Genomic DNA, 21,619 nt, shown 5'->3' on the forward strand with positions numbered 1-21,619 from the left:
GCGGATTTTACGTAACTATATCAAGCTTTAGCACATCTTCCAGCGGTGGTGCCTTGCCCAGTGCGTCTGAAATCAGACGCTTCACTTTCGTTGTGTGCGGAATGCTGGAAAATTCTGGTGCCGCGCGCTGTTGCATGCGGTCGATGGCGTTGCGCTCTACTCGGAAGCGCGGGCGCAGTCTCATGGACCCATGGAGCAAAATCCGGTCATTGAAGGGGTTCACATGATAGGCGTTTGTGGACCCGTTCAAATGTGCGCCCAACGCATGCGGTTGCACCAGTTCCAGAAAGGCCATGTCATAGATGCGTGCATGCGCAGCCTCTGGCAGTGTGTTCATCCAGTCGCGATATCTGGCGCTCCAGAACGCTTTCTGATCCGGGGTCCAGTCCTCACTGATGCGCAACCGGTACAGGGCATATCCCATGTCAAAAGGCGCATCGATATACTCTCTGAGGTATTGTTGCGCGCTGAGAATGCCCACGAGGTTCCCGCGGATCAACACCTCATGTTCAGGTGCAAGCGTGTTTGCAAGACCGGCGCGCGGATCTCGCGTGCCTGATTCATACCCGGTGCGCAAAGCAAACTCATCAAACCGAATACGATTGATCGGTTTGCGCAGGACCGGCTCATGTTCAGGATCGAGTGTGTTTATGATGTGATGAGGGACGCCAAGCTGCTGGCATAAATTTCGGGCAATCAAACAATCGGCGAGCGTGTTGTGATTGATGGCATGGGTGAAGGCGCTCTTGAGATGTCGAATCTCCTCCTTGCCGTAGCTCAACAGCAATCGGCTGTCATAGCCACCGCTGACCGGCAAACAGCAGTCGAAGTTGGTCAGCAGGCCAGACATAACCTGCCGCAGCCTGTCCTCCATCTGCGCAATCAAGCCGGGTCGTTCGGCGCGGCTGACATCAAACTCTGCGTCTGTTCCTGGCCACAATCGTTGCAATTCAAAGCTGCCGAGGTCCAGAAAATGATTGGGAAACGCACGCAGGACACGTCGGTCGCTTGTGTGTTCAAATGCATAGCATAGGTTGCGTCGTAAAATTGTTTTTCCGTTAAAACGCGGGTTGTGTTGATGCTCTCCGTATGCAGCCAGCATTGTGCTGGAGGCCACAAGCCCCTCGGCAGGATTGTAAACCACCGATTGGTCCAGTGCCGCATCGAAGTGGATCTGCTCAACACCCTCTTTACAAAGAAGGACTGCAAAGCGCCCGGCAGTCTTGAAAATGAGCGTCCGCAATGATGCAATCAAACGTGCATCGGTTGCGCTATTGGGAACAGTGAGCCTGTCTTTGACCGCCGTGCCATCCTCTAGGATGCCAACCCCAAGGAACCAACCAACATGTTCATTTTGTGTGTCATAGATCGGAGTGACGCGCAGATCTGGACATGCTTGCAGATACCACTCTCCCAACTTTGCGTTACGCCATCTGAAGGATGTCGCAACGGGCGCTTTGGAAAGCACAAACTGGTATTTGAAGACTTCAGAAAAGTCATAGCCGGCTCGGTCGCAAATTACGCGCGCGGCGAGCTGTTTGGTGGGGTCGTCAGCCAATAGATCTCTCGATGCTCGGTTTTTGCGCCTTAAGTCTGTTTGTGTTTTGCCCAGTTGACGGCAGATGGACAACATTTTTTGTGACCGACGCGCCAAGTCTGCTATCTTTTGTGTGAAAGAGCAGGCTCAAGGTTTTGCAATCCGGTGGCTTTAAAGCGCCCGCGTTCCGCCTGTGGCGTCTCTTTGGCGCGAAAAGAGGGCGTTTTTGAGAGTGCGTTTCGCGATGGTTAAGCCATCAATACGCCTTTTCATCATTTCAGCACTAGTAATTTGCGGCCAAACAATAGACATAGGCGAGCGACTCTGGCGATTCAACATGTGATGTGTGCGTAATTTGGCCTCATCCCGCCGTTGCACCGCCGCCCGGTTGCAACAACGTCGCTGTTTCTAGCGTCATAAAACGAAGAGGTCACCAATATGGGTCTGACATGTGCTGATGTCATGGTTTCACCCGACCTGCAAAAGACAATTCACCCCGACGCCAGCGTCGCAGAAGCTCTCGCAATTCTGAAGGAACGCCGTTCGCGTTTCCTCCCCGTGGTTGACGAAACCGGCAAGTATCATGGCGTTTTCAGTGCGCCCACGATGCTGAAGCTGCTTCTTCCCAAAGCCGCTACCATCGGTCTGAACACAGACAGCATGCGGGTGTCTTTGGATCACTTGAGCTTCATGAACCTGGATAAGGATCATTTCTCCCAACAGGTTGAAATGCTCAAGCAAGAAAAAGTTTCGGACAACATGTCCGATCCCAGCAACATTCCTGTGACGGCGCCTGATACGCCGATCATGGAGGGCATCTTCCTGGTGTATAAATACAAACGCCACGTGATGCTTGTGGAGCCAAATTCGCAGCGATTTGTAGGTACGGTGAGCGCGAACTCACTGATCGACAAAGTGTTCTGAGGCCATCGCCTGACGCCTCCTTAACCAATCTAAATGAAAGCGGGTCAGTATCGTGTCTGCACATTCTTCCTCACACGGTGAGGCGGGCTTTTCCTTGCCGGATATGCTTGGGATCGATCCTTTGTGGATTGCTTCCGGTATTCTGGTTCTGGTCTACGCCGTACTCATCACCGAAAAAATCAACCGTGCCATTCTGGCCATGCTCGGCGCCTCGCTCATGGTGCTGTTCGGCATTCTGAACCAGCAGCAAGCGGTCAATGGTGTTGATGCAAACACGCTCGCGCTTTTGATTGGCATGATGGTGGTTGTGGCCATCACCAGCAAATGCGGATTGTTCCAATATGTGGCGATCAAGTCAGCCAAATGGGTGAAAGCGGATCCCACGGGCATCCTGATCATGCTGACCCTGATCACAGCTGTTTTCTCCGCGATGCTCGACAACGTGACGACTGTGCTTCTGATTGCGCCGATCACACTTCTGATCACCGATGCGCTTGAAACACGTGTGTTCCCGTTCTTCCTGGCAGAAATCCTGGCATCTAACGTTGGTGGTACGGCCACGTTGATTGGTGACCCGCCCAACATCATCATTGGCTCTGCGGCGAACCTTAGCTTCAACGACTTCCTGTATAACTTGGCCCCGATCTCCGCGATCTGCCTCGTCATTCTGACCTTCATCATCTACTTCATGAACCGCAAAGAGCTGTCCAAGATCCCACCGGAAGCCAGCGCACGGATCATGCAGTTCAACGAAAAAGAAGCCATCACCGACAAGGTTCTGCTGGTTAAGTCTTTGGCTGTTCTGGCTCTGGTGATCTTTGGCTTCGTGGTTGGTCACGGCTATGGCATTCAGCCTGGCACCTCCGCTCTGGCCGGCGCCGCACTGCTGATGCTTCTGGCCTATGGCCACCAGCACGGCGAAGATCAAACCGAAAGCGTGCACCACATTTTCGGCGAAGTGGAATGGGTCACCATCTTCTTCTTCGGTGGTCTGTTTGTGATCGTGGCTGGTGTGGAGCAGGTTGGACTGCTTGAGTACTTCGGCGAGAAAGTGCTGGAGCTGACCCAAGGCGATATGATGTGGACAGCGTTCTTCATCTTCTGGGCCTCTGGTATCCTCTCTGCGATCCTCGACAACATTCCTTTTGTGGCAACCATGATCCCGCTGATTGAATCCACGGCTGATACATTTGGTGGCCCTGACGCGATTGAGCCTCTGTGGTGGTCGCTGGCGCTTGGTGCTTGTCTGGGTGGCAACGGCTCTCTGCTCGGCGCTTCCGCAAACCTGACGGTTGCGGCCTTCGCAGAAAAAGCCAAACAGCCAATCGGCTTCCTGAAATTCATGTACTATGCATTCCCGATCATGATCCTGACGCTGATGATCGCAAACGTGTATCTCTGGCTGCGCTATTTCTAATTGCGTGACATAACGTATCTAAGAAGCCCGGTGCATCGCGCCGGGCTTCTTTGTGTTTGGCATGAAAAAATCTGGTGTGATGACGGCATCGAATGCGTGTTGTTTTAAGCACAGCACCCCCAGATTGATACATCTTTAAGATGATTGGGTCTTTAGGGTTTGGCTAAAGAGTTTAGGGTATCCCTAAGAGAGTTTGAAAGACCAGTGGGGGGCACTTTGATGCCAATACCAAAGAAGCGTGTGACGATAGCGTTTTTGGGGGCAAGTGTTCTTGCCGCGTGCGGCGGCGGTGACGGCGAAGACGACAGTGCAAGTGGTGGCGCTGGCGGTGGCAACGCGCCCGGAGGTGGCGGAGGGCCTGTTTCGAACCTCCCCTTTACCGATGATGAAACGCTGCTGGCTTCGTTTATTAGCAATCTGGATTCCCTGCGCACAAGCGCCAACAGGCTGCTCCGTCAGGATGCCAGATATCGACGCCAAACAGCAGATGGGCGATACTTTGTTGACCGCAATAACAATGGCACCTTTGACGACGGTGTCGATGTCAGCTTAGAAGGCAACCCGATTGAGGCCGCAGGCATTCACTATGCCCATGCCGCGGGCCTCACCGGTGCCGGCGAAACCATCGCCTTTTCTGACAGTGGATTCCTGCCCGGCCACACTGTGTTTGCAGGCAAAGACATCACTTTGGGTCGCAATTTGCCGGTGACGGATCACGGCACTTTCGTGGCATCGGTCGCGACAGGCAATTCATCCACAATGATTGGCGTCGCCCCAGAGGCTGACGCAATCTTTGGCAGCTACAACACCTTTGCGCAGTTGAGTGAAACCGCGCGCGCTGCCCGTGCGCAGGGCGCGGTTGCGTTGAACAATTCATGGGGCTTTGTCGCCCGCGATGCGGTCCGTTCAGACTACGATCGCGTGTTCGGCTCATCGGCGGGGGCGGACTATCTCAGCGCCCTGACAGATTATGCCGAAGACGGAATTGTGGTTTTTGCAATCTCAAACGATCATGAGATTTCCAGGGTGGGTTTGCTGCCAGGGCTGCCTGTGTTCCACTCCGATCTTGAAAAGAGCTGGATCGCGGTCATCAACGGCGTGCCTGAGCTCAATGGGGACGATGTCGTTTCCGCGACACGTGTGTCCGGCGCCTGTCTTGAAGCCGCCGCCTGGTGTATCGCTGCAAACGGCAACTGGACCGGTGCGAACGCATCAAATGGCTATCGTTTTGGCACGGGCACGTCTTTTGCAGCGCCGACAGTCTCCGGGGCCTTAGCGCTGTTGGCCGAAGCTTTCCCCGATATGTCGCATCAGCAGCTGCGGGTCAGACTGCTGGCTACAGCGGACAATGAGTTTGACGGATTTCAGAAAAGTGGGTCCGTTGAACTGGTTCCGGGGTTTGAACATGACTACAGCCGCGAATGGGGTCATGGGTTCCTCGATGTGGCGGCGGCATTGTTGCCAATAGGTCAACCCACAATAACAACCGCTGATGGCAGGACGATCAACACACGTGAACCGCTTGTGGTGTCTGGTGCGGCCAGTGGCAACGCGATCAAACAGGCGCTTGAAGGGGTCGACGTTGTCAGCCGCGACGCGCTGTCTGCTGGGTTTGTCATCGACGCGGCCCAAATGGTCGCCACCCGTGACACAAACCCGCTATTTTCGCTGAATGATGTTCTGAACTTCGACCAAATACAAGAAGAGGGCTACGGCAGCATCGCTTTCTTTGGCGACAATCGCCTGACGCCCTTTGCCACGCTCAATGCGAAGACAGAAATGCTGCTTTTTCAGTCCCAAAACTACGGAGATGAGAGCATCGGTTTTGGATTGGCACGCCACTTTGATCTTGGCGGTGCCAACCTGAGAGTCAGCGCAACCTACGGCGATGACACCGCCTCTCTGCTCTCTGATTGGAACGGAGGCGGTGACGCCGCCATCTTCTCTATGGACATGGCACTTTCCACAGACCTTTCCGCAAAATCACAACTCAGGGTTGAATTTGGCTATGCTTTCGGGCAGGAGACCACTGGTTTTGGCCAAGCCTCAGATGTTGTGATGAACGCAAGCGCATTGACCCTGTCGCATCGCGATGTCTGGGCGCGCAACGACCGGCTCAATCTGTCTGTGTCTTTGCCCGCGGCGATCTCTTCTGGTGCCACGGCTTTGTCTCTTCCGGTGACAAATGCGCTTGGGGTTGTCACGCATCAGACGGTGCCAATTGATTTGAGCCCTGATGAGCGTGAGGTCCGTCTGGAGCTCAGCTACGGGCGGCCTCTGTCTCGCAGAACCAGCATGGGCGTGTCGCTCGCACACGCCATGAATCGCGGCCACATTGCAGGGCGTGACGAAACGGCTATCTTGTTTGGGATCAACACGCGTTTTTGAGAGGCCGCATGGCACCCATAAACTTCCTTGTGGATGGAGCGCGCACCGACGCACCGACATTGGTGTTTGCCCATGGCGCAGGCATGCCGATGGACGCGCCGTATATGAACACGGTTGCCCAAGGTTTGGCCCAGGCTGGATTGCGCGTGGTCCGTTTCGAATTTGCCTATATGGCGCAGCGGCGCACGGGTGGTTCAAAACGGCCACCTCCGAAAATGCCCCTTCTGCAAGAAGAGTATCACACGGCGCTTTCGGCGTTGGCGCGGGATCTTGGCACAGATGGCCCTATGGTGATTGGCGGCAAGTCAATGGGTGGGCGCGTTGCCAGTTTGATCGCGGATGATCTGCATGCGGCGCGGCGCATACGAGGGGTGCTCTGTCTGGGATATCCATTTCACCCGCAGGGCAAACCGGATGTCTTGCGTGTGGATCACCTTGAAGCGCTGCTGACACCGACCCTGATTTGTCAGGGCACACGGGATCCCTTTGGGACCGAAGCGGATGTCGCCACCTATCCATTGTCGCCGCAAATCGAAATGGCATGGTTTGAAGACGGCGATCACGATCTTAAACCGCGCAAGCGCGTCACTGGTCTGGATCACGCCGCGCATTTGGCGCAGTTTTGTGAGACCGCAGGGTCTTGGGTCAAAGAACGGTGTGCCGGGTGAAAGAACGTTGCGTTGCGTCGCAGCCCGGCGCTGGCGGCGCACTGGTGCAGCGCGTAACCTGTCGCCCGGATAGGCATTTCCCAAAACAGGACGCGCAGCGCTGATGACAGATCAAGAGATTGAAGCCCTCGCCGATTTCCCAAATGCATATTGGAAGCGGTTCACAGTCACACAGCAGGATCTGGACGGCTTTCACCATGTCAACAATGCGGTGTATCTGAAATGGCTCGACGCCACCGTTTGGGAGCATACAGATTCTGTGGGGCTGACCGCAGAGGTATGCCTGAAAATGGAGCGCGGCATGGCCGCTGTCCGTCACGAGATCAAATATCTGGCCTCTGCATTCCTCGACGATAAAGTGGTTGTTTTTGTGTGGATTTCGTCCAACGACGGGCGCCTGCGGTGCAGTCGCGTGTTTCAGGTGGTCCGCTTGAGCGATCACAAAACCATCCTGCGTGCGCAGTCAGACTATGTCAGCACCAACCTCACCACCGGCCGCCCGGTGAAGATGCCGGAAATCTTCAAAACCGACTATCCGGTGATGTTGCCGAAGGATGCGGTCTTGCCATAACCGACCACCGGGCAAGGGTGCATGGCGGGCCTGTCGCGCAGGGCGGATATGGCCAGAGCGGCCGGCGTTCCCTTAAGAGTGGGAGAGATTGAGGTACAGTTGCAACTGATAGGTCAGTTGGGCGCGAACTCATTGCTCCAGAGCGATCTTACAGGTACCGAGGCAGAAATGGTGGGGCACGGGCCGTCACATCGGGTGCTCCCGTGGTCCATCGGAATGAAATTTGGCACGGCCGCAGAGTCTCCATGATGAGTCTGCGCGCCGCACTCGCAAGGACGGATCGCTTCGATGGGTCAGCAATTTGGGCAATTGGACGGGTTTCGCGCAGATGCGTCAGGCCCCAGAGTTTCGGGGCATCGTGGCGCCCGAGGTGCTTTGCCGGAAAACACGATTGAGGGTTTCGCCTTCTGCCAGAAGATTGGGATTGCCTCGATTGAGTTTGATGTGGTCATGACCAAAGATCGCGTGCCGGTGGTGGTCCACAACCATACGCTGGATGGCGCATTGGCACGTGATGCAGAGGGGCTTTGGTTGCCCGACCCCGGTCCGCGCGTGGCAGAGATGACCCTGGCAGAGGTCCGCGCCTGCAACGTTGGCATGGCAAATCGGGGCACCGAATATGGGCGTCGTTTCTCTGATCAGGCGGTGCTGCCGCATGCACAGGCGCCCACGCTGGATGATGTGCTGACATTTGCTGCAAAACCAGAGAATGCCTCCTTGTCCCTGCTGCTGGAGCTCAAGACGGACCCGGATGCGCCCGATCTCGCGCAGGAGCGCGCAGAAATGGTGGCGACGGTTGTCGCTCAGGTGCGTGCCGCTGGTCTTGTGGATCGCACCGTGATGCACAGTTTTGATTGGGGCATTCTCGACGTAGCGCGCGCACAGGCGCCAGAGATGCCGACATCCTACCTATCCTACTTACCCAAGGGCCTGCCGGGGGAAGACACGGATCGCACCGTGATGCCTTCGTGGGAAGAGGTGCCCGCCTCTATGCCGAAAGCTGTGGTTGAGGCGGGGGGGCAAATGTGGTGCCCGCATTTTCTGGATGTGACTCCAGAGGGTGTAGCCGAGGCCCACGCGCTTGGCCTGGTGGTTGGCACCTGGACGGTCAACAGCGTCAAAGAGATCAACCGCATGATTGACTGCGGTGTGGACAGTATCGTTACCGACTATCCCGGTCGGGTGCAGGATTGCCTGCTACGCCGCGCAGCAAGTTGAGATCACAACGAAAAAGGGCCGCTTGAGATTACTCAAGCGGCCCTTTGTTTGACTAGGCTGCGCCAAACCCGCCGCCGCCGGGTGTTTCCATCACAAAGATGTCTCCGGCTGTCAGCTCCGCCTGATCGTTGCCCTCCAGCGTCTCTTTGGTGCCATCACTGCGCACAACGCTGTTCAACCCCACCTTGCCGCTGCCACCGCCAGACGCCCCATGAGGCGCGATCACACGGTGGGAGGACAGCACGGTCACGGTCATCGGCTCATTGAAGCGCAGACGCCTGACGATGCCATCGCCGCCCTGCCACTGGCCGTCGCCACCAGACCCATGCCGGATCGAAAACTCCTCCACCCGCACGGGGAAACGGTTTTCCAGCACCTCCGGGTCAGTCATCCGCGTGTTGGTCATGTGGCTGTGCACGGCACTCGTGCCATCAAAGCCGTCGCCAGCCCCGGTGCCGCCGCAGATGGTTTCGTAGTTCTGATAGGTGTCGTTGCCATAAACAAAGTTGTTCATCGTGCCCTGACTACCCGCAATCACCCCAAGCGCGCCATACAGCGTGTCGGCAATCGCCTGGCTCACTTCCGTGTTGCCGGAAATCACGGCGGCTGGGAATTTTGGGTTGATCATGGAGCCTTCCGGCACAATCAGCGACAGCGGTTTCAGACAGCCTTCGTTCATCGGGATGTCACTGCCCACAAGCGTGCGGAAGACATAAAGCACCACAGCGCGACAGATCGCCATTGGCGCGTTGTAGTTGGTCGGACTTTGCGCGGATGTGCCGGTGAAGTCGATGGTCGCTGTGCGGTTTTCTTTATCCACTTTGATGGCGACTTCGATCTTCGCGCCGCCGTCCAGCGGGTAGGAAAACGCGCTGTCTTTCAGCACATCCAGCACCTGCCGTACGCTTTCTTCGGCATTATCCTGCACATGGCCCATATAGGCCTGCACCGTAGAGTGGCCAAACTGTGCTGTGATCTTGGTCAGCTCAGAGGCCCCGGTGGCATTCGCCGCAATTTGCGCGGCCAGATCGGCCATGTTTTCGTTCACATTCCGGCAGGGGTAGCGCCCGGACGTGAGCAACTCGCGCGCTGCTGCCTCTCGCAGGCTGCCTTGATCCACCAGCAGGAAGTTGTCGATCACGATGCCTTCTTCTTCGATATGGCGGCTGTCAGGCGGTGCAGAGCCCGGCGTCTTGCCGCCAATATCGGCATGGTGCCCACGTGAGGCGACGGTGTAGATGATGCTTTCACCAGCCGCGTCAAACACGGGGGTGATCACCGTCACATCCGGCAAATGCGTGCCACCGTTGTAGGGGTTGTTCATCATGAACACATCACCGGGGCGGATCTTGCCCGCGTTTTCGCGCAGCACAGTGCGCACGCTTTCTGACATAGAGCCCAGATGCACCGGCACGTGGGGTGCGTTGGCCACCAGATCGCCGTTCTGATCAAAGATCGCACAGGAGAAATCGTAACGCTCTTTTATGTTGACCGAATAAGCGGTGTTCGCAAGCGTCGCACCCATCTGCTCGGCAATCGACATAAAGAGGTTGTTGAACACCTCCAGCATCACCGGATCCACGGATGTGCCAATCGCCTCTGATCGTTTGAGCGGCACAATGCGCTTCAGCACCAGATTGCCCCCGGTGGCGCATGTCGCCTGCCAGCCGTCCTCAATCATATTGGTGCCGGTTGGCTCCGTCAGGATGGCCGGGCCGGTCACCGATTGGCCAATCGCCAGCGTGTCGCGGTCCACCAGCGGCACCTCTTGCCAGCGCCCACCCGTGTAAAGCGACACATTGGGGGGCGTGCTGTCTGCGCCAACAGGGTCAGGCATAGTCACCGGCTCTCCGGTCTGGCCAATGGCCTCAGCCACCACCACATCAATGATCAAATCATCGGTGTCTGGCGCAAAACCGAAACGTTGCTTATGCGCGGTAACAAAATCCGCGCGCATGTCGTCTGGCGTGCCAAAGGCGACCGACAGGCTCTGCTGCGCACCTTTGGGCCGGATATGTGCGGTCTGCGAAACATGAATATCTGCGGCTGCAACCCCTTGGTCTGCAACTTCTTTTTGCGCCGCGGCCGCCAGCGCTTGCAGGGCGGTGCCTGCCTCCGCCGCTTCCAGCGCACAGGCGACCTGGCTTTCCCGCATGGCGCGGATGTCTGCAAGCCCCATGCCAAAGGCCGAGAGAACGCCCGCAAACGGGTGAATAAAGATGCTCTCCATGCCAAGCGCATCCGCCACCAGACAGGCATGTTGCCCACCAGCGCCGCCAAAGCAGTTCATCGTGTATTTTGTCACGTCATAGCCGCGCTGCACCGAGATCTTCTTGATCGCATTGGCCATGTTTTCGACAGCAATCCGCAGGAAACCTTCGGCGAGGTCTTCCACGGATTTATCCGTGCCAATTTCCGCCTTCAGCGCTTCAAATTTCACGCGCACGGCGTCCACATCCAGCGGCTGATCACCATTCGGCCCAAACACATGTGGGAAATGATCCGGCTGCAATTTGCCCAAAAGCACGTTGCAATCCGTCACGGTGAGCGGCCCGCCACGACGATAGGCGCAAGGCCCCGGATTGGCGCCCGCGCTTTCTGGGCCCACCTGCATACGACCATCGCGATAGCTCAGGATCGAGCCGCCGCCCGCTGCCACCGTATGAATGGACATCATCGGCGCACGCATCCGCACCCCGGCCACTTCGGTCTCAAAGGAGCGTTCGTATTCGCCGGCATAGTGGCACACGTCGGTTGAGGTGCCGCCCATGTCAAAGCCGATCAGCTTGTCAAAGCCAAGCTCCGCCGCAGAGCGCACCATGCCAACCACCCCGCCCGCCGGGCCAGACAGGATCGCATCGCGCCCCTGAAACAGCCGCGCATCGGTCAACCCACCGTTGGATTGCATGAACAAAAGCCGCTCACAGCCGCCTTTGGCGGTATCAAGCGCGGTGGCCACCTGATCCACATAGCGCCGCAGGATGGGGGAGAGATACGCATCCACCACAGCGGTGTCGCCACGCCCCACCAGTTTGATCAGCGGGCTGGTCTCATGGCTCAGTGAAATTTGGGAAAAGCCGATGTCTTGCGCCATCTCGCCCAGCGTTTTCTCGTGTGCGGGGAAGCGATAGCTGTGCATCAGCGCAATCGCGACAGACCGGAAGCCCGCCGCATGGGCCGCTTCCAGCGCACTCCGCGCCGCTTCGGCGTTCAGGGCGGTGATGACATTGCCATCCGCATCTAGCCGTTCCTCAACCTCGATCACCTCATCATAGAGCAGCTCGGGCAACACGATATTCAGATCAAACAGGGCAGGGCGGTTCTGATACCCAATGCGCAACAAATCCCGCAACCCTTTGGTGATCAACAGCACGGTGCGCTCGCCTTTGCGTTCCAAAAGCGCATTGGTCGCAACCGTTGTGCCCATTTTTACGGCATCAATCGCGCCTTTCGGAATCGCGTCATCTTTGCGTAAATCAAGCAGCTGACGGATGCCATGCACAGCGGCGTCTTGGTAGATTTCTGGATTTTCTGACAAGAGCTTATGCGTTTTCAGTGCGCCATCGGGCGCCTTCGCCACGATGTCGGTAAACGTGCCGCCACGGTCGACCCAGAATTGCCATGCGCTGTCGTGCTCTGTGGTCATCGCTCTCTCCTAGAATCGAATTACTGTTGCTTTATGATGAGAACGCTGACAATTTGTCAACGTTATGTGAGCGTAAGATTCGACGTTCTGCAAAAAACAGGGAGCACCAAAACCATGCGCAAGATTGCTTTTGCCGCCGCAATGACCTGTGCCACCATGGCACAAGCCGAAGGTTGGGACATGCCAACGCCTTATGGCGACAGCACGTTTCACACACAAAACATCATGCAGTTTGCCGATGATGTCCGCGCCGCAACCGACGGTGGTTTGGATATCACCATTCACTCCGCAGGCTCGCTGATCCCGCACGCCGAGATCAAAAACGCCGTGCGCTCGCGTCAGGTGCCAATGGGGGAATTTTTCCTTTCCCGTCTGTCCAACGAAGATCTCGCCTATGGTCTGGACAGCCAACCGTTTGTCGCCACCAGCTATGACGACGCGCGCGCGCTTTGGGCCGCTCAGGAGCCAGTTGTGACCGAGCTTCTGGCAGAGCAGGGCCTGATGCCGCTCTTCTCCGTGCCATGGCCAGCGCAGGGTCTCTATACGAATGGCGAAATCGCCACTGTCGAAGATCTGAACGGTCTGCGCTTCCGCGCCTATAACGCCGCTCTGGAAGAATTCGCCACCCTCGCCGGTGCCGCACCTGTTCAGGTCGAAGCCTCTGACATTCCGCAGGCGTTCACCACAGGTCAGGTGGCCGCGATGATCACCTCGCCCTCCACAGGTGTGAACTCCACCGCGTGGGATTTTGTGAGCCACTACAGCCCGATCAACGCTTGGGTGCCCAAAAACATCGTCGTGGTGAACAAACGCGTGTTTGACCGTCTGGATGCCGATGTGCAGGCCGCGGTTCTGGCCGCCGCTGAAACCGCCGAAACACGTGGCTGGGACATGTCCGCCGCCGAGGCAGACGCCAAAACCGCAGAGCTCGCCGCCAATGGCATCACCGTATATGAGCCAAGCCCGGCTCTGGTTGAGGGCCTGCAGGGCATCGGCGCAAAGATGCTGGAAAACTGGAACGCAAACGCCTCAGACGCCGCAAAAAAGGCGTTGGCGGATTATTCCAGCAAGTAAGCCACATCGCGAACCGGCGGAGAATCTCACCGCCGGTTTTCATATGTCGCGAACAAGACACCACAAAAAGGAGGGCAGGGCATGAGCAGAGCTTTGGACCAAATTTACCGGGCTGCCGGATATGTCAGTGCAATGCTGATCTTGGCGATTTGCCTTTTGGTCAGCGCGCAGATTGTGCTCAACGGTATGGGGCGCCTGATGCCCGGCGTCTTGCCGTCCACGATTCCTTCTTATGCGGATTTTGCGGGCTTCATGCTTGCGGGCGCCACCTTTTTGGCAATGGCTTATACGCTGCGTTCCGGCGGCCACATCCGCGTGACGCTGTTTGTACAACGCATGGGCCGCCGCGCGGTGGTCGCGCTTGAGGCCGTGACGCTGTTGGTGGCCATCGGCTTTGTTGGCTATGCGCTTTATTTCGCGGGCGCCCTGGTGATGGAGAGCCTGCACTACGGGGATGTCTCCAACGGTATTATTCCGGTGCCGCTGTTCCTGCCTCAGGGTGTGATGACCTTTGGCATTGGCTTGCTGTGTCTCGCTCTGGTGCAGTCCTTTGTGGAACTCATCACGACACGCAAACCCGTTTTGCACGCTGCGGAGGAGATGTAAGATGGCTGATCCAATGATTGCAGCAATCCTTCTGGGCCTGATGCTGGTTTGCTTGGCGGCCGGGCTTTGGGTGGCCATGGCGCTGGGCGTGGTCGCGCTGGTCGCTATGACCGCCTTCTCCAACGCGCCTGCCGGGCTGGTGCTGGCCACCACGCTTTGGGGGCACTCCCACAGCTGGGCGCTCACCGCCTTGCCGCTGTTTATCCTGATGGGAGAGATCCTGCTGCGCAGTCGGCTCAGTCAGGATATGTTCTCAGGTCTTGCCCCATGGCTCACCCGCGCGCCGGGGCGGCTTCTGCATGTGAATGTTTTTGGCTGCGCGATCTTTGCCGCTGTGTCCGGTTCAAGCGCCGCCACCGCCGCCACCATCGGGCGCATGTCCGTGCCAGAGCTCACCAAACGCGGCTACCCTGAAAGCCTGATCATCGGCACGCTGGCAGGCTCCGCCACTCTGGGGCTGTTGATCCCACCTTCCATCATCCTGATCGTTTATGGCGTCGCGACCGAGCAATCCATCGCGCGCCTCTTTGTGGCGGGCATCCTGCCGGGCTTCATGCTGATCGCGCTTTTTGCGGGCTATGTCGCAGTGCGTGCTTGGATGAACCCCGCTCTGATCCCCCAAGAGGTGCGGGATTTCCCATTGCGCGAAAAACTCGCGGCTTCGCGCAACCTGATCCCTGTGGCCCTGCTGATCATCGGTGTAATTGGCTCGATCTACACAGGGCTTGCCTCCCCGACAGACGCCGCCGCGCTGGGCGTGGTGTTGGCCACTGTGCTCGCTTGGGCCTCAGGCAGCTTCAGCTTAAAACTCTTCATGGAGGCGCTGCTCTCTGCCACCCGCACGAGTTGCATGATCGCCTTTATCCTCTTGGGCGCGGCCTATCTTTCCGTGGCCATGGGTTTCACTGGTTTGCCACGCAATCTGGCCGCGTGGATTGGCGCGATGGAGCTTTCGGTGCCCGCCCTGCTGGTCGCGCTGACGCTTTTCTTCATCGTGCTTGGCTGTTTTCTGGATGGCATCAGCGTGGTGGTGCTCACCACCTCCATCATCATGCCGATGATTTCTGCTGTGGGCATCGACCCGCTGTGGTTTGGCATCTACCTCGTGATCGTGGTGGAGATGAGCCAGATCACACCGCCGGTCGGTTTCAACCTTTTCGTGATACAGGGCATGACCCGGCTCGACATCCTGCGCATTGCAAAGGCGGCGTTCCCGTTCTTCCTGCTGCTTCTGCTGGGGGTCCTGCTGATCTGTGTCTTCCCACAAATCGTGACTTACCTGCCGGAGCTGATGAGCCGCTAAACCCAAAGCTGCCTCGCGAGATCAGAGCGAGGCAGCCGCCCGGCTGGCCTGATCATATTGCCCGGAAAGCGAGCGCAGAGAGGCCGCAATCTCGCGCATCTCTTCACCGGATATGTCCAGCCGGGGCAACCCGTCGATAAAGCAGCGATTGCGCACCACACGGTAAGCCTCACAGACGTCCTTGCCTTCTGGCGATGTGCTGTAAAACACCTCTTTGCCGCGCTTTTCTGATTGGATCAGCCCCAGCTTCAAAAGCTTCTTGAGCGCGTAGTTGACGGTGTGACTGTCCTCAATATTGAGCAGAAAGCAGATGTCCGTCAGCCGCTTATGCTTGTCGCGGTGATTGACATTGTGCAGTGCCAAGATTTCCAGCGGTGTCATCTCCGGGTGTCCTGCCGCCGCCATGCACCGGGTCATCCAGCGTGAAAACGCGTTGTAAGCAATGATCATCCCATACTCGACCTCAGAGGCTTCCCAGCCATCTCCCTCGGCTAGATGGCGGGAGGAAACGATGGGGCGCTTTTCCATAGCTTTGACCAATCATATCAGCGTTACGTTTGTAAAATGGTAGCATATTCTCTCGACTTCGCGAGTGAAACCCCGTTGTGCGCGGCGCATGTGCTCAGGGCCCGCTGGCTGTACGTCTTTCCCTTGGCGGGCGCGTCGGCTGCGTCCAAAGGTTGGACATAATTTTGGGCTGTACCCCTCCATCGCACTCAAAATGCACCATAAAAAATCCCATTCCCTGGTGATCCGCTTTGCAAGTCGACGCGTATTGACGATATGATGAGCGCAACACTTGATATTTCCCGCGACCGGCCGAAAGCGCCGGTGAAGCGACCAACGGAAAGGCAGCGCGTGACGCAAGCCAAAGCGGAGCCCTCACAGGAGACTCAGTGGATGATCGCTGTGCGCGATCACCGCGACAAAGCGGCCTTTTCCCAGCTGTTCGATCACTTCGCCCCGCGTTTGAAGGGGTTTGTGATGCGCAATGGAACACCAGCCGCGCAGGCCGAGGAGATTGTGCAGGACGTGATGCTGACACTGTGGCGTAAGGCCCACATGTTCGATCCGCACCGCGCTCAGGTGTCTGCTTGGGTCTATCAAATCGTGCGCAACCGTCAGATCGACGTGGCGCGCAAGGAAAACCGCCCGATGCCGGAGGCGCTGAAGGAAGAACCTGAAGCCGAACCGGACGCAACACAGATTGTGGCCATCGAGCAAGAAACGGGACAGCTGCGTGCCGCATTGCAAAAATTGCGGCCCGAACAGCGGGAAGTGATTGAGCAGGCCTATCTAGGGGAGCTGACCCATCAGGAGATCAGCACCAAAACGGGCTTGCCGCTTGGTACCATCAAATCGCGCATCCGCCTTGGATTGCAGCGTCTGAGACACGAGTTGAAAGATCTGAGTGAATGACAGCCATCAGCCATCATATCCCAGAGCCCATGTTGGCGGCTTACGCGGCAGGCAACCTGCCGCATGCCTTCTCCCTTATTGTGGCCGCGCATGTATCGATGTGTGCAGAGTGTCGCGCAGTTGTGGAGGCACATGAGGCCGTGGGCGGTATCGTCATGGAAGACACCGGCGCAATCGCCGTATCGTCATCTATGAAGGCCGACGTTTTGAGCCTTCTGGATGATCCGATCCCGCAGGCGCCAGTTTATGCCCGCACAGGCCCCTATCCCGGCCCCGTGATGGAAGCGCTAAACGGGCGCGCGCCTCGGTGGAAAAAGCTCGGCATGGGCGTGCGTCAGGATATCCTCGCAGAAGACAAACACGGCAGCGTGCGTCTGCTTTATATACCACCGGGGCAGGCTGTGCCGGATCACGGTCACAATGGTCTGGAGCTGACGCTGGTTCTACAGGGCTGTTTCACGGATGAAACCGGGTTCTTCGGTGTGGGTGACGTGGAAGTCGCGGACGAAACGCTGGAGCACACGCCGATCGCGGGTGCCGGGGATGCGTGTATCTGTCTCGCGGCGACGGACGCGCGGCTGAAGTTTAACGCCTTCGTGCCGCGCATGTTGCAACCGATCTTCCGTATCTGATCTCTAAACGTGCTGCTGCGCTTTCAGGTCTTTCCACCCCGGAAAGACCTCTTCCTGTTTGGGAGCCGCCGTTGCGCGCAGCATGTCGAGACTGCGCTGCAGCTCGGGGTTGGTCATGTCTCTTGCAATCACAACAATGCGCGAGGTTGTGTCCCCCTCAGGCCAGTTGGTGAGCGGCTCCGGGCGGTCAAAGATGTGTTGCACACCATGAAACACAAAAGGTGTCTTGAGACCTTTTAGAAAGACAATGCCTTTTACCCGAAGTAGGTCCGGCCCCTTGAGGGCCACAAGCGTATCAAGCCAGTGGTCAAAAACCCCGTCCTCCAGCGGCTCTTTCAGCGTGATCGAGGCAGACTCAATACGCGCATCATGCGGAGAAAACCGACGCAGCAGTTTGGTGGGGGCAAATCCTGAGAGATTGCGCAGGGGGTCAGTTGGCGGTGTCTCAGATGGCGCGCGGGTCAGCCAGTTGAGCGCCTGTGTGGCTTCGGCACCCCGGCGCAGTGCAGACAGGCCCCAAAGCCGCTGCGGATCCGCCACAGCGTCGGCGACTTTCAGGATCTCGGCAGTTGGATTGAGCTTCTCCAGCCGTCGCTGCAATGCCGACGTTGCCTTTGGCGGTGTAATATCCGTCTTTGACATCAGCAGCAGGTCAGCCGTGGCCGCCTGTGAAACCGCCTCAAACTGTGCATCCAGTGTCGCTTTGCCGTTGCTGGCATCCACCAGTGTGACCACCCCATCCATATGGATGGTGCTGGCCAGATAATAGTCCTTCAGCAGGGTTTGGCGGATCGGGGCGGGGTCCGCCAATCCTGTGGTCTCTATCACCACGCGATCAAAATCCAGCAGGCCGCTCGCGCGGCGCTCCAGCAGGTCTGCAAGCGTCTTTGAAAGATCATCGCGGATCGAGCAACACAAACACCCCGATGATAGCAGAACCACCTCTTCATCCATTGCCGCAATCAGATCGTGATCCAGCCCAACTTCGCCGAATTCATTCACGATCACGGCGATTTTCTCTTTCTCTGGCTGTGCGAGGATCTTGTTGAGAAGAGTGGATTTTCCTGCGCCGAGAAACCCTGTGAGCAGGGTAACGGGCAATCGTGTTTCGGTCATGGTGCGCCTGTGCGTTGCTGAATGACCAAAATGTAATAATATATCAAAAGATGTGCAATGCCCGGGCTGCTATTTCCCGCGATAGATCAGCCAGTCGGGCAAGAGGGTCAGCGCGCGGATGGCCCAGGAAAACGGGCGCGGAAAATCAGTGCGGAACCGGCGTCCATGCATCGCTTTGATCACATGAGCGGCGGCCTGTTCGGGTGTCATCAGCATCGGCATCTTGAAGCTGTTTTTGTCCGTCAGGCGCGTCTTAATGAAGCCGGGATTGACCAGACGGACAGTCACCCCACTGTCTTTCAGATCATGACGCATGGTCTCCGCGAGGCTCACAAGCGCAGCTTTGCTGGCACCATACCCGACCGCGTTGGGCAGGCCGCGATAGCCCGCAAGCGATCCCACAAGAGTGATGTCGCCACTGCCACGCGCGACAAACCCCGGCATCAGTGCGCCCAAAACACGCATCGCGCCCATGAAATTCACATCCGCTACGGTCAATGCGCTGTCGGCTTTCCAATCCGTCGCGGCCATCGGCTCATAAGCGCCGGCATTGTAAATCACGCCGTCAATCGCCCCCACCGACTTGGCCGCTGCCTTCACCGCCGCTTCATCAGTCACATCCAGGATCAGAACCCGTGTGTGTGGTAGCTGCGCCGCCAAAGAGGCGAGGCGCTCGCCATTGCGCGCCGAAATGATCAATTCGGCCCCCTCAAGGCTCAGCTCTTCGGCCAAGGCACGGCCCAGCCCCTCGCTGGCCCCGATGAGCCAGTAGGTTTTCCCTTGAAACGCAATCATTGGTTTTGCGCCGATGCGGGCGTGTTGTCTGACAACAGCGTGTCCGGCGCAGGCTGTTTCTTCAGGAACGGTGCGCGTTTTGCCCACAAAATTGCGGCTTGCCAGTGGATCAGTGCGACCACGCGCGCAGCGCCAAATGGTCGACGCATCGCAGCCCAGATCAGGCTGCCATTGCTTGCCCCCTTGCGCGGCCCAAAAAGCGTGGCAATCACGCCTTGATCACCGTCTTCATAAGCGATGCGAATGCGCACTTCGTCTTTGTCAAAGCCAAAGTTGAAGCGATAGCCGCCCGCAACTTTCTGGAACGGGGACACGTGCATCAACTTTTGCGCATGAAGTTGGTCAGCTGCCGCAATGGGGCGAAAATCCTCATGTGCGCAGAAGTAGCAGTGGCGGTGCCCAAAGGTGCTGTTGACCTCCGCGACAAAGGCGCAGGGCTGATCGTCGATCAGCGCAATCCAGAAACTCACTGGATTGAAGTGAAACCATAGGAAACTGGGTTGTGTCAGCAACAGCAGACGGGCGTTTTCAACTGGAAATCCACGCTCAAGAAGCACATCTTTGAACCAGCTGACGCCACTGCCAGCGCCGCGCACGCCACCATGGTTGTGATCCCAAACGGACCACAGGTTAAATCGGTTGCGCGACAACACCGCCAAGCGCGTGTCTTGCTCTGAAAGGTCTGTCAGGACAAAATCAACGCCATAGCGAAACGCGTTTTTCAATTGTCCTCTTCGGGCGTGTGTGGTGTGGCCCTGTATGTGCTCGATGGTCATGCTCCCGATACGCGCGGCTTTGCGTCACAGATCACACAGGCTGCGGATTTGTGACCAAATATCCTCTCTTACTCTTCGAACAACTGTGCCATGTCCTTGAGAGTGAACCAAGGTTTCATTCGCCCCGTATCCGCTTCTAAACGATCAACAAACGAGGACCACATGTTCGATCAGTCGACAAACGCACGCCGCAAGATTGCCATCGTTGGGGCCGGGATTTCAGGGCTCTCTGCGGCATACGCTTTGTCAGAGCAACATGATGTCACCATTTTCGAAGCTGAGAACCGCCTTGGCGGCCATGCGCGCACCGTGCTGGCCGGGCGCAACGGCGATCAGCCCGTGGACACGGGCTTTATCGTGTTCAACTATGCAACCTATCCGCACCTCACACGTCTGTTCGGCGAACTCGATGTGCCAGTCATGAAAAGCGAGATGAGCTTTGGCGCCAGCATCGACAACGGCTGGCTTGAATATGGGCTGAACAGTCTTGGGGCAATTGCGGCGCAAAAGCGAAACCTTTTGAAGCCGAAGTTCTACGGCATGATCGCCGACATCCTGCGGTTCGGCAAACGTGCCGAAGCGGCGGCCGTTGATGACACAAAAACCATTGGGGAACTGGTCGAAGAATTGCAGTTGGGCCGCTGGTTCCGCGACTATTACCTGATGCCCATGTGCGGCGCGATCTGGTCCACGCCCATTGCCGAAGTCGATCAGTTTCCCGCGCGCTCTCTGGTGCAATTCTTCAAGAACCACGCTCTGCTGGCAGGCAACAAGCAGCATCAGTGGTACACGGTGCAGGGTGGCAGCAGGGAATATGTGCATCGTTTACAAGCCGCGCTTGTCGCACGCGGTTGCACCATCCGAATGAAGGCACCAATCGAACACATCAAACGCGGACTTCATCCACAACGTGGCGTGCTCGGCGTCACCGTCAAAGCAGCCGGTGCCGAACCTGAGCAGTTTGATGAAATCATTCTGGCCTGCCACTCTGATCAATCCCTGCGCATTCTGGGGGCTGATGCCACACCGGCGGAGCGCAAAGCGCTGAGTGCCATCCGCTATCAGCCCAACCGGGCCGTGCTTCACCGGGATCCGGCACTCATGCCCAAAAACCGCAAATGCTGGTCCAGCTGGGCTTACCGGTCACAAAATGGCGCGATTGGGGTCACCTACTGGATGAACCGCCTGCAAAACATCGACGACAATGACCCGCTGTTTGTCACGCTCAATCCGACGCAGGAAATTGCCCAAGAGGCGATCTATGATGATGTGAGTTTTGCACATCCTGTGTTTGATAAAGCGGCGCTGATCGCACAGCGCGAAATCCGTGAGCTTCAGGGTCACAACCGCACGTGGTTTGCTGGCGCCTACAACCGCCATGGATTCCATGAGGATGGCATTGACAGTGCAATGCACGTCGTTGCGCAGATGACTGCACAGCACGCTTCAATGCAGAACGCGGGCGCTGGGCATCTCAATGACGCCAAGGGCGCTGCCGAGGCAGTGTTGATGGGCGACAGCGCCTAAAC

18 protein-coding genes are annotated in these 21,619 nt (G+C 57.4%); 12 read left to right on the forward strand and 6 right to left on the reverse strand.

Going from position 1 to position 21,619, the window contains the following annotated elements; translation table 11 throughout:
- Window positions 1-7: 7 nt before the first annotated feature.
- On the reverse strand, window positions 8-1,558 hold the full coding sequence (locus J7413_RS11890) for a hypothetical protein (RefSeq protein WP_209098386.1): 1,551 nt from the start codon (window positions 1,556-1,558) through the stop codon (window positions 8-10).
- A 417-nt stretch (window positions 1,559-1,975) separates the two neighbouring features.
- On the opposite strand from J7413_RS11890, the gene J7413_RS11895 reads away from it, so the two are divergent.
- From J7413_RS11895 to J7413_RS11920, 6 genes are all read left to right on the forward strand, one after another.
- Window positions 1,976-2,461 (forward strand): CBS domain-containing protein, encoded by a 486-nt coding sequence (locus J7413_RS11895; RefSeq protein WP_209098388.1) that lies wholly within the window; start codon window positions 1,976-1,978, stop codon window positions 2,459-2,461.
- 52 nt (window positions 2,462-2,513) lie between these two features.
- The gene (locus J7413_RS11900) at window positions 2,514-3,878 is read left to right on the forward strand and encodes an ArsB/NhaD family transporter (RefSeq protein ID WP_209098390.1); all 1,365 of its coding nucleotides are present in this window, start codon (window positions 2,514-2,516) and stop codon (window positions 3,876-3,878) included.
- Window positions 3,879-4,097: 219 nt separating this feature from the next.
- Complete coding sequence (locus J7413_RS11905; RefSeq protein WP_209098392.1) at window positions 4,098-6,266, forward strand: S8 family peptidase; 2,169 nt, start codon at window positions 4,098-4,100, stop codon at window positions 6,264-6,266.
- Between the two features lie 8 nt (window positions 6,267-6,274).
- Window positions 6,275-6,934: an alpha/beta family hydrolase gene (locus tag J7413_RS11910; protein ID WP_209098394.1), complete on the forward strand. Its 660-nt coding sequence runs from the start codon at window positions 6,275-6,277 to the stop codon at window positions 6,932-6,934.
- A gap of 103 nt (window positions 6,935-7,037) precedes the next feature.
- Window positions 7,038-7,505 (forward strand): acyl-CoA thioesterase, encoded by a 468-nt coding sequence (locus J7413_RS11915; protein ID WP_209098396.1) that lies wholly within the window; start codon window positions 7,038-7,040, stop codon window positions 7,503-7,505.
- A gap of 288 nt (window positions 7,506-7,793) precedes the next feature.
- Window positions 7,794-8,723 carry a glycerophosphodiester phosphodiesterase family protein gene (locus J7413_RS11920; protein WP_209098398.1) on the forward strand — a complete coding sequence of 310 codons (930 nt, stop codon included), beginning with the start codon at window positions 7,794-7,796 and terminating at the stop codon, window positions 8,721-8,723.
- Window positions 8,724-8,775: 52 nt separating this feature from the next.
- Here the strand turns inward: J7413_RS11920 and J7413_RS11925 are convergent, their stop codons facing one another.
- Window positions 8,776-12,369: a hydantoinase B/oxoprolinase family protein gene (locus tag J7413_RS11925; protein ID WP_209098400.1), complete on the reverse strand. Its 3,594-nt coding sequence runs from the start codon at window positions 12,367-12,369 to the stop codon at window positions 8,776-8,778.
- Between the two features lie 114 nt (window positions 12,370-12,483).
- Between J7413_RS11925 and J7413_RS11930 the strand changes: the two genes are divergently transcribed.
- From J7413_RS11930 to J7413_RS11940, 3 genes are all read left to right on the forward strand, one after another.
- Window positions 12,484-13,443 carry a TRAP transporter substrate-binding protein gene (locus tag J7413_RS11930; protein ID WP_209098402.1) on the forward strand — a complete coding sequence of 320 codons (960 nt, stop codon included), beginning with the start codon at window positions 12,484-12,486 and terminating at the stop codon, window positions 13,441-13,443.
- A gap of 81 nt (window positions 13,444-13,524) precedes the next feature.
- Window positions 13,525-14,049 carry a TRAP transporter small permease subunit gene (locus J7413_RS11935; RefSeq protein WP_209098404.1) on the forward strand — a complete coding sequence of 175 codons (525 nt, stop codon included), beginning with the start codon at window positions 13,525-13,527 and terminating at the stop codon, window positions 14,047-14,049.
- A gap of 1 nt (window position 14,050) precedes the next feature.
- Window positions 14,051-15,352 (forward strand): TRAP transporter large permease subunit, encoded by a 1,302-nt coding sequence (locus J7413_RS11940; protein ID WP_209098406.1) that lies wholly within the window; start codon window positions 14,051-14,053, stop codon window positions 15,350-15,352.
- Between the two features lie 21 nt (window positions 15,353-15,373).
- Here the strand turns inward: J7413_RS11940 and J7413_RS11945 are convergent, their stop codons facing one another.
- On the reverse strand, window positions 15,374-15,880 hold the full coding sequence (locus J7413_RS11945; protein WP_209098408.1) for a winged helix DNA-binding protein: 507 nt from the start codon (window positions 15,878-15,880) through the stop codon (window positions 15,374-15,376).
- 372 nt (window positions 15,881-16,252) lie between these two features.
- On the opposite strand from J7413_RS11945, the gene J7413_RS11950 reads away from it, so the two are divergent.
- Both J7413_RS11950 and J7413_RS11955 read left to right on the forward strand, forming a co-directional pair.
- Window positions 16,253-16,771, forward strand: a complete 519-nt coding sequence (locus J7413_RS11950) for a sigma-70 family RNA polymerase sigma factor (RefSeq protein WP_209098410.1) — start codon at window positions 16,253-16,255, stop codon at window positions 16,769-16,771.
- Window positions 16,768-17,403, forward strand: a complete 636-nt coding sequence (locus J7413_RS11955) for a ChrR family anti-sigma-E factor (RefSeq protein ID WP_209098412.1) — start codon at window positions 16,768-16,770, stop codon at window positions 17,401-17,403. The genes J7413_RS11950 and J7413_RS11955 overlap by 4 nt, the downstream gene beginning before the upstream one ends.
- A 3-nt stretch (window positions 17,404-17,406) precedes the next feature.
- Here J7413_RS11955 and J7413_RS11960 read toward each other — a convergent pair whose 3' ends face one another.
- The 3 genes from J7413_RS11960 to J7413_RS11970 all read right to left on the reverse strand — a co-directional run bounded on the left by J7413_RS11960 (window position 17,407) and on the right by J7413_RS11970 (window position 20,090).
- A complete protein-coding gene (locus J7413_RS11960; protein ID WP_209098414.1) occupies window positions 17,407-18,519 on the reverse strand; it encodes a GTP-binding protein in 1,113 nt (370 codons plus the stop codon).
- A gap of 69 nt (window positions 18,520-18,588) precedes the next feature.
- Window positions 18,589-19,314: an SDR family NAD(P)-dependent oxidoreductase gene (locus J7413_RS11965; RefSeq protein WP_209098416.1), complete on the reverse strand. Its 726-nt coding sequence runs from the start codon at window positions 19,312-19,314 to the stop codon at window positions 18,589-18,591.
- Window positions 19,311-20,090: a DUF1365 domain-containing protein gene (locus J7413_RS11970; protein WP_209098418.1), complete on the reverse strand. Its 780-nt coding sequence runs from the start codon at window positions 20,088-20,090 to the stop codon at window positions 19,311-19,313. Before J7413_RS11970 ends, J7413_RS11965 begins: the two co-directional genes overlap by 4 nt.
- 162 nt (window positions 20,091-20,252) lie before the next feature.
- Between J7413_RS11970 and J7413_RS11975 the strand changes: the two genes are divergently transcribed.
- Window positions 20,253-21,617, forward strand: coding sequence for an FAD-dependent oxidoreductase (locus tag J7413_RS11975; protein ID WP_209098420.1), 1,365 nt, complete (start codon window positions 20,253-20,255; stop codon window positions 21,615-21,617).
- The last annotated feature ends 2 nt before the right edge of the window (window positions 21,618-21,619 follow it).

The sequence above is a fragment of the Shimia sp. R10_1 genome, assembly GCF_017744095.1.
In the GTDB taxonomy this organism is placed as follows: Bacteria; Pseudomonadota; Alphaproteobacteria; order Rhodobacterales; family Rhodobacteraceae; genus Shimia.

Bases quoted from the DNA above. Each gene is read 5' to 3' on its own strand.
- J7413_RS11910 (WP_209098394.1), top strand. From the start codon at position 6,275: ATGGCACCCATAAACTTCCTTGTGGATGGAGCGCGCACCGACGCACCG.
- J7413_RS11945 (WP_209098408.1), bottom strand. From the start codon at position 15,880: ATGGAAAAGCGCCCCATCGTTTCCTCCCGCCATCTAGCCGAGGGAGAT.
- J7413_RS11920 (WP_209098398.1), top strand. From the start codon at position 7,794: ATGGGTCAGCAATTTGGGCAATTGGACGGGTTTCGCGCAGATGCGTCA.
- J7413_RS11950 (WP_209098410.1), top strand. From the start codon at position 16,253: ATGATCGCTGTGCGCGATCACCGCGACAAAGCGGCCTTTTCCCAGCTG.
- J7413_RS11940 (WP_209098406.1), top strand. From the start codon at position 14,051: ATGGCTGATCCAATGATTGCAGCAATCCTTCTGGGCCTGATGCTGGTT.
- J7413_RS11905 (WP_209098392.1), top strand. From the start codon at position 4,098: ATGCCAATACCAAAGAAGCGTGTGACGATAGCGTTTTTGGGGGCAAGT.
- J7413_RS11925 (WP_209098400.1), bottom strand. From the start codon at position 12,369: ATGACCACAGAGCACGACAGCGCATGGCAATTCTGGGTCGACCGTGGC.
- J7413_RS11930 (WP_209098402.1), top strand. From the start codon at position 12,484: ATGCGCAAGATTGCTTTTGCCGCCGCAATGACCTGTGCCACCATGGCA.
- J7413_RS11935 (WP_209098404.1), top strand. From the start codon at position 13,525: ATGAGCAGAGCTTTGGACCAAATTTACCGGGCTGCCGGATATGTCAGT.
- J7413_RS11965 (WP_209098416.1), bottom strand. From the start codon at position 19,314: ATGATTGCGTTTCAAGGGAAAACCTACTGGCTCATCGGGGCCAGCGAG.
- J7413_RS11955 (WP_209098412.1), top strand. From the start codon at position 16,768: ATGACAGCCATCAGCCATCATATCCCAGAGCCCATGTTGGCGGCTTAC.
- J7413_RS11975 (WP_209098420.1), top strand. From the start codon at position 20,253: ATGTTCGATCAGTCGACAAACGCACGCCGCAAGATTGCCATCGTTGGG.
- J7413_RS11895 (WP_209098388.1), top strand. From the start codon at position 1,976: ATGGGTCTGACATGTGCTGATGTCATGGTTTCACCCGACCTGCAAAAG.
- J7413_RS11970 (WP_209098418.1), bottom strand. From the start codon at position 20,090: ATGACCATCGAGCACATACAGGGCCACACCACACACGCCCGAAGAGGA.
- J7413_RS11915 (WP_209098396.1), top strand. From the start codon at position 7,038: ATGACAGATCAAGAGATTGAAGCCCTCGCCGATTTCCCAAATGCATAT.
- J7413_RS11960 (WP_209098414.1), bottom strand. From the start codon at position 18,519: ATGACCGAAACACGATTGCCCGTTACCCTGCTCACAGGGTTTCTCGGC.